Source organism: Neisseria sp. HMSC067H09, from assembly GCF_001814135.1.
GTDB lineage: Bacteria > Pseudomonadota > Gammaproteobacteria > Burkholderiales > Neisseriaceae > Neisseria.
Genome location: NZ_KV814935.1, coordinates 1 through 6,027, shown reverse-complemented (window position 1 = coordinate 6,027; position 6,027 = coordinate 1). Strand labels below are relative to the sequence as shown.

Below are 6,027 nucleotides of genomic sequence, written 5' to 3'. Positions count from 1 at the left end.
ACGCCGTACTGGTTTAAAGTTAATCCACTATAAGGTCGTCTGAAAATCAAAAGCCGTCATTATAGTGGACTTCCCTGTAAATTCATAATGATGCTTGGGCGTTTTTCAGACGACGCGGCTGTTTTATCAACCTAAACTCCGCTTCAGCCAGCGCAAATAGGGGGCGTATCCGCGCGATACGTTTTGCATCAGGATTTGCGGGCATTCGTAGCTGTGGTTGGCGATGATGGTTTTTTGGATTTCACGGTAGCAGTGGCGCGAGGTTTTGATGGTGATGCGGATTTCGTCGTCGCGGCAGATTTCGCCGTTCCAAAGGTATTGGCTGGTGATGGCTTCGTATTGCACGCAGGCGGCAAGTTGCTTTTCCAGCAACAGGCTGCCGATTTTTTCAGCTTCTTCGCGGGTCGGGGCGGTGGTGGTAACGATGACGGGTTTGAACGCGGACATTTCAGACAACCTATTGGTTTTTAAACTCGATGGTTCCTTTATATTTCACCCAGTATCCGGCGGCTTTGTATTTGTCTTTTTTGGCGGTTGCGACGGCTGTTTCGTCGAGTCCTTCATAACCGCTGGATTCGAGGATGCTGACTTCTACGGCTTTGCCTTCGGGGGAAACCAAGATGGATAGTTTGACGGGTTTGATGGGTTGTGCGGGATTTTGGGATGCGGGGGCGTATTCTGCCGGGTTGACGGTTTGCGCGGTTGCGGGTAGGGCGAAGGCAAGCAGCAGGGCGGGGATGATGGAGCGGATGGACATATTGTTTTCCTTATTTGTAGATTTGTAGCGGGTTTAGGGGGGTGTTTTTGATTTGTTTTCAGACGACCTTTGTTTTTCGTGGGCTAAGCCCACGCTACGGGGTTGTGCTATTTTCAGACGACCTTTGTTTTCGAGGGTGAAGCCCACGCTACGGAGTTGCGCCCGTTTGGGCGGCGGGTGCGGTTTTGCTTATTTGAAGTTCAATATCGGCCAACCTTTTGCTTTGGCTTCTTGTTCTAACTCGGCATCGGGGTTGACGGCGACGGGTTCGTTGACGAGGCGCAGCAGTGGCAGGTCGTTTTTGGAGTCGCTGTAAAAATAGGTTTTGCCATAGCTTTCGAGCGTTTCGCCGCGTTCGGCGAGCCATTGGTTCAGGCGGGTGATTTTGCCTTCTTTGAGGCTGGGCGTGCCGATGTAGTTGCCGGTGTAGCGGCCGTCGGCACCGGTTTCGAGTTGGGTGCCGATGATGTTGGTGATGCCGAAAAGGTGGCAGATGGGGGTGATGATGAACTCGTTGGTCGAGGAGATAACGAGGGTTTCGTCGCCGGACATTTGGTGGCTCTGCACCAGCATACGCTGCATGGGCGAGATGTGCGGCATGATGAACTCCGCCATAAATTCGCGGTGAAATTCTGTTAGCTCTTCTTTGCTGTAACGGGCGAGCGGGGCGAGGTGGAATTTGAGGAATGCGTCGATGTCGAGGCAGCCGTTTTGGTAGTCGCGGTAGAATTTTTCGTTTTGCGCTTCGGTTTCGGCAGCGTCAACCAGCCCTTTTTTGATGAGGTATTGCGGCCAAGAGTGGTCGGAATCGGTGTTGATGAGGGTGTTGTCGAGGTCGAAGATAGCGAGGTTTTTCATTGGGTTTCCTGTTGTTTCAAAAGCTGGCGCAGAAGCGGCAGGGTGATGCGTTTGCCCATGGTAACGGCGTAGTTGTCCAGCGTGTCGAGCATCTGCATCAGGCTGTCCATGTCGCGCCGCCAGTGGTTGAGCAGGTATTCGAAGATTTCGGGATCTATGGTCACTTGGCGCGCCGCCGCCATGCTGACGAGCGCGTCGATTTTTTCTTGATCGGTCAGGGGTTTGACTTCGTAAACGAGGCAGTACGCCATGCGGGTGCGCAAGTCTTCGCGGATGACGAGCTGTTGGGGCGTGTGTTCGGAGCTTAACAGCAGAAAGCCTTTGCCGCTGTTGCGGAAGCGGTTGAATACGGCAAACAGGAGGGCTTGTTCTTCGTTGCCCAGTTTTTCGATTTGGTCGATGGCGAGGTATTCGGCTTCAAAAGCGGCTTCGGTCAGGGGCGTGGCAGCGGCGTCGATATAGACGGCTTTTTTCCCTGCGTCGAGCGCTTGGGCGACCCACGCGCGCAGCAGGTGGCTCTTGCCCGCGCCTTCTTCGCCCCAGACGTAGATAAACGGGTCGTGTTTATGCTGTAACACATAGACCAGTTCGGCATTTTCCGTTCCGAGGAATTTGTCGAAACCGGGATAGCCGCGTTCGGCGAAGTCGAAAATAAGCTGGTTCACAAAGGCATACCGGATGGGTTGGAATCGGGTTTATTGTACGTTGTTTTGTCAACGCGTATCAAGGCGCGGGGTCGTCTGAAAAAGGGGCGCGCGGCATGGGTTTCATATACAATGGCGGACATTTGGCAACGCGTCTGTTTTCAGACGACCTCTGTCTTATTTCATTTCAGGAAAATCTCGTGATTTCGACCCTTATTGATTTTATCCTCCACATCGACCAGCATTTGGTCGAGATTTCCGCGCAATACGGCGTATGGATTTACGCGGTGTTGTTTTTGATTATTTTCTGCGAAACCGGCTTGGTGGTTACGCCGTTTCTGCCGGGCGATTCGCTGCTGTTTGCCGCGGGCGGGATTGCCGCGGTGGGCAGCATGAATATTCATGTCATGGTTGCGCTGCTTTTGGCCGCCGCGATTTTGGGCGATGCCGCCAACTTCATGATCGGCAAGTTTTTCGGGCGCAAACTCTTTGCCAACCCCGATTCCAAAATCTTCCGCCAGTCGTATTTGGAGAAAACCCACGTGTTCTACGAAAAACACGGCGGTAAAACCATCATCATCGCCCGCTTCGTCCCGATTGTGCGGACGTTCGCCCCGTTTGTCGCAGGCATGGGCAGCATGCACTACGGCACTTTCATCCGCTACAACATCATCGGCGCGGTATTGTGGGTCTTGTCGTTTTCCTATGCCGGCTATTTCTTCGCCAATATTCCGGTTGTCAAAAACAATCTGGCTTTAGTGATGGTCGCGATTATCGTGATTTCCATCCTGCCAGGCGTGGTCGAAGTCATCCGCGCAAGAAGTGCGGCGAAGAAGTAAAAATTGTTTGAACCATAAGAGAAGGTCGTCTGAAAACGTTTTTCAGACGACCTTTTGCAATCGTTCCAAGCTTTATTGATAAATCCGCCCGTCGTGTTCCAGCCAGCCGTCGGCATGGCGGCCTGCGGGGTCGTGGTGCGTCCAATGGAGGACGCCGCCCTGTTCCGACCATTCGTATTCGCCGTAGAAGCCGACTTTATCGCCTTTTTTCAAGCCTTTGATTTTGTCGGCGAGATCGATGTTGTGCGCCACTAAAAGCGTTTGCCCGCTCGACAGTTTCAAGATAAACCGCTGGTGGCGCGTGCCTTGGTTGTCGTCGGGCAGCGTTTTGAGAACCGTACCTGCGCCTTTCACCTGAATATCGCTCTGTTGGTTTTCAAAGGCTTGCTGCAATATTTGTTCCGCACTGCCCTGCCCTGCTTGGCGGTCGGATTTCGGCTGCTTCGGTTGCGATTTTTTGGATTCAGACTGCTCAGATTGGCGTTTTCCCGCTTGGGTTTGAGGCTGCGTTTGGGTTGGTACGGCATCCGCTGCCTGACCTTGCCGCCCCTGCTGCATTTTTTGATAACCGACTACCACGGCGGCAACAATCAGTATCCAAATCCATTTGTTTTTGTTCATAAAATCCACGCCCAAAAAAATGCCCGACGGTTCATCGGGCATAAATTATTTGAAAGGAGTTAAATCACGATAACGTGAGCCACCATTATATACAAAACCGGCGGAAAAATCAGCATTTTCAGTCCGATACCTGAAGCGGCGGCGTGATCACGCTTTTTTGTTTCCCTGACTGTATTTCATTTCGTATTTGATGTCGTTCAGGATTTTTTTCACGTTGTAATCCAAAAGCTGTTCCACCAAATCGGGCGCCTGTTCGCTGAGGGTTTGTTGGAGCTGGTAGGTAAACAGCGCCATTTGTTTCTGCACGGCGGTGCGTATCATGCCGTTGACGGCGTCGGCGACGTGCGGGCGCAGGCGTTTGATCAAACGCTCGCTCAGGTCTTGCTCGGAAATGCAGAACACTTCCCTGCGGTTGATGACCTGCGGGTTTAATACGTTGATATGGACGGTAATTGGCGGCGTTTCTTCTTTGGGGTCGTCTGAAACCTGCTCTTGCGCCTGCGGATTTTCGTTTTCAGACGACGTTGCCTCTGCTTTTGCGAGCGCGTCAAATTCGACCGTTTTACGTTTCGGGTTCAGCCAAACCGTGCGCGTGGACTCGATTTGCCTGTCGGACGCGCTCATTTGCAGCGAAGACTGCGCGTTCAGCCAGTTTTCCTGCAAAATCACCATCGCATCGGTCTCCGCCGTTTCAGTGGCTTCTTCCTCCAGCATGGCGTTGTGTTCCTCCTGCCATTTGCGCAGATATTCCGTCAACACGGCATCGCGGTTGGCATCGTCGAGCTTGACCGACTTGGCTTTGGGCTTCTGCTCGAAGGCAGGCTCTTGAGATTCGCGCACCAAAGGCGCGTGTGTGTAAGGTGCGTTCAATTGGCGGGTTTGCCGCAGCTTTTCCAAGCGGCTTTCCCAATCCAGGCTTTCATCCGTTTGTTGTGGCGTATCGGGACGATTCGTATCCATTTTTAGCTTTCGTTCTTCCGTTGTGTCATTTCATTTCACGCGCATAGCGAATGCCGTGATTTGCTATAATGCGGTATTTTAACAGATTCCCAGGAACACATCATGAGCAGCATCGAACAACGCCTCGAATATTTGGAAGAAGCCAACGACGTTTTGCGTATGCAGAACCACGTCCTCGCCACCGCCCTCAAAGGCCTGATCCGTTCGCTGCCGTCCGACATGGCAAACGAAGCCGTCGAGTCCATCCAGCTTGCCTTTGAAGACGCACTCGCCGAATTGAACTACGAAGACAGCCCGCATACCGACCTCTTCCATGACGTAACCTACGCTTTTTTCCGCGAAAAAGACCACTGACGCGTAGCGACTTCCCCAAACCGTGTTAAACTATCCGTTTATTTATTAATATCCGTAAAGAAGGAACCTCCCCATGAACATGAAAAAATGGATTGCAGCCGCCCTCGCCTGCTCCGCGCTGGCACTCTCCGCCTGCGGCGGCCAAAGCAAAGACGCTTCCTCGTCAGCCCCTAAAGCCGACAAAGTGTACCGCGTCGCCGCCAACGCCGAATTCGCCCCTTTCGAATCATTGGATTCCGCCGGCAACGTTGAAGGTTTCGACGTCGATTTGATGAACGCGATGGCAAAAGCCGGCGGATTCAAAGTCGAATTCAAACACCAGCCTTGGGACAGCCTCTTCCCCGCGCTCAAAAACGGTGATACGGATATCGTCATCTCCGGCGTAACCATTACCGACGAGCGCAAGCAGTCCATGGATTTCACTGACCCTTATTTTGAAATCACCCAAGTCGTCCTCGTTCCCAAAGGTAAAAAAGTCGCCTCTTCAGACGACCTCAAAAACATGGCGAAAGTCGGCGTCGTTACCGGACAAACCGGCGACTTCTCCGTTTCCAAACTCTTGGGCAACGACAATCCTAAAATCGCCCGCTTCGAGAGCGTTCCTTTGGTCATCAAAGAGCTGGAAAACGGCGGCGTGGATGCCGTAGTCAGCGACAGCGCGGTCATCGCCAACTATGTGAAAAACAACCCGACCAAAAGCATGGACTTCATCACCCTGCCTGATTTCACGATTGAAAACTACGGCATTGCCGCACGCAAAGGCGACGAAGCGACCGTCAAAATGCTGAACGAAGCGCTGAAAAAAGTACGCGACAGCGGCGAATACGACAAAATCCACGCCAAATACTTCGCCAAAGAAGGCGATAAAGCGGCAGCCGCCAGCCAACCTGAAGCAGCCAAATAATCTGTTTCAACGTTCTTAAGCAATAAGAAAGGTCGTCTGAAAGCCTGTATCGCGGGTTGAACTGCACCCCAAAAGTTGGACATCCCCTCC

10 protein-coding genes are annotated in these 6,027 nt (G+C 52.5%); 3 read left to right on the top strand and 7 right to left on the bottom strand.

Going from position 1 to position 6,027, the window contains the following annotated elements; all coding sequences use genetic code 11:
- Nucleotides 1-126 precede the first annotated feature (126 nt).
- The 5 genes from cutA to HMPREF2954_RS13290 form a co-directional block, all read right to left on the bottom strand.
- Nucleotides 127-447, bottom strand: a complete 321-nt coding sequence (cutA, locus tag HMPREF2954_RS08625; RefSeq protein WP_045072369.1) for a divalent-cation tolerance protein CutA — start codon at nt 445-447, stop codon at nt 127-129.
- Nucleotides 448-457: 10 nt separating this feature from the next.
- The gene (locus HMPREF2954_RS08620; RefSeq protein ID WP_003756389.1) at nt 458-757 is read right to left on the bottom strand and encodes a TonB family protein; all 300 of its coding nucleotides are present in this window, start codon (nt 755-757) and stop codon (nt 458-460) included.
- Nucleotides 758-946: 189 nt separating this feature from the next.
- Nucleotides 947-1,615: a histidinol-phosphatase gene (locus HMPREF2954_RS08615; RefSeq protein WP_045072370.1), complete on the bottom strand. Its 669-nt coding sequence runs from the start codon at nt 1,613-1,615 to the stop codon at nt 947-949.
- Nucleotides 1,612-2,280 carry a DnaA regulatory inactivator Hda gene (gene hda / locus HMPREF2954_RS08610; RefSeq protein WP_003763115.1) on the bottom strand — a complete coding sequence of 223 codons (669 nt, stop codon included), beginning with the start codon at nt 2,278-2,280 and terminating at the stop codon, nt 1,612-1,614. Before hda ends, HMPREF2954_RS08615 begins: the two co-directional genes overlap by 4 nt.
- Nucleotides 2,277-2,402, bottom strand: a complete 126-nt coding sequence (locus HMPREF2954_RS13290) for a hypothetical protein (protein WP_276307965.1) — start codon at nt 2,400-2,402, stop codon at nt 2,277-2,279. The genes hda and HMPREF2954_RS13290 overlap by 4 nt, the downstream gene beginning before the upstream one ends.
- A 57-nt stretch (nt 2,403-2,459) precedes the next feature.
- Here HMPREF2954_RS13290 and HMPREF2954_RS08605 point away from each other — a divergent pair, with 57 nt between their 5' ends.
- On the top strand, nt 2,460-3,098 hold the full coding sequence (locus HMPREF2954_RS08605; protein ID WP_045072374.1) for a DedA family protein: 639 nt from the start codon (nt 2,460-2,462) through the stop codon (nt 3,096-3,098).
- 72 nt (nt 3,099-3,170) lie between these two features.
- Here the strand turns inward: HMPREF2954_RS08605 and HMPREF2954_RS08600 are convergent, their stop codons facing one another.
- Nucleotides 3,171-3,761 (bottom strand): DUF3465 domain-containing protein, encoded by a 591-nt coding sequence (locus HMPREF2954_RS08600; protein WP_045072371.1) that lies wholly within the window; start codon nt 3,759-3,761, stop codon nt 3,171-3,173.
- Nucleotides 3,762-3,866: 105 nt separating this feature from the next.
- Complete coding sequence (locus tag HMPREF2954_RS08595) at nt 3,867-4,679, bottom strand: hypothetical protein (RefSeq protein ID WP_045072372.1); 813 nt, start codon at nt 4,677-4,679, stop codon at nt 3,867-3,869.
- Between the two features lie 102 nt (nt 4,680-4,781).
- Between HMPREF2954_RS08595 and HMPREF2954_RS08590 the strand changes: the two genes are divergently transcribed.
- Together HMPREF2954_RS08590 and HMPREF2954_RS08585 are read left to right on the top strand one after the other, a co-directional pair.
- Complete coding sequence (locus HMPREF2954_RS08590; protein WP_003768589.1) at nt 4,782-5,033, top strand: NGO1151 family protein; 252 nt, start codon at nt 4,782-4,784, stop codon at nt 5,031-5,033.
- A 73-nt stretch (nt 5,034-5,106) separates the two neighbouring features.
- The gene (locus HMPREF2954_RS08585; RefSeq protein ID WP_045072373.1) at nt 5,107-5,937 is read left to right on the top strand and encodes a basic amino acid ABC transporter substrate-binding protein; all 831 of its coding nucleotides are present in this window, start codon (nt 5,107-5,109) and stop codon (nt 5,935-5,937) included.
- The last annotated feature ends 90 nt before the right edge of the window (nt 5,938-6,027 follow it).

What these genes read in the sequence shown, in the direction of transcription:
- HMPREF2954_RS08600 (WP_045072371.1), bottom strand. Translation starts at nt 3,761, where the DNA reads ATGCCCGATGAACCGTCGGGCATTTTTTTGGGCGTGGATTTTATGAAC.
- cutA (WP_045072369.1), bottom strand. Translation starts at nt 447, where the DNA reads ATGTCCGCGTTCAAACCCGTCATCGTTACCACCACCGCCCCGACCCGC.
- HMPREF2954_RS13290 (WP_276307965.1), bottom strand. Translation starts at nt 2,402, where the DNA reads ATGTCCGCCATTGTATATGAAACCCATGCCGCGCGCCCCTTTTTCAGA.
- HMPREF2954_RS08590 (WP_003768589.1), top strand. Translation starts at nt 4,782, where the DNA reads ATGAGCAGCATCGAACAACGCCTCGAATATTTGGAAGAAGCCAACGAC.
- HMPREF2954_RS08585 (WP_045072373.1), top strand. Translation starts at nt 5,107, where the DNA reads ATGAACATGAAAAAATGGATTGCAGCCGCCCTCGCCTGCTCCGCGCTG.
- HMPREF2954_RS08595 (WP_045072372.1), bottom strand. Translation starts at nt 4,679, where the DNA reads ATGGATACGAATCGTCCCGATACGCCACAACAAACGGATGAAAGCCTG.
- HMPREF2954_RS08620 (WP_003756389.1), bottom strand. Translation starts at nt 757, where the DNA reads ATGTCCATCCGCTCCATCATCCCCGCCCTGCTGCTTGCCTTCGCCCTA.
- HMPREF2954_RS08615 (WP_045072370.1), bottom strand. Translation starts at nt 1,615, where the DNA reads ATGAAAAACCTCGCTATCTTCGACCTCGACAACACCCTCATCAACACC.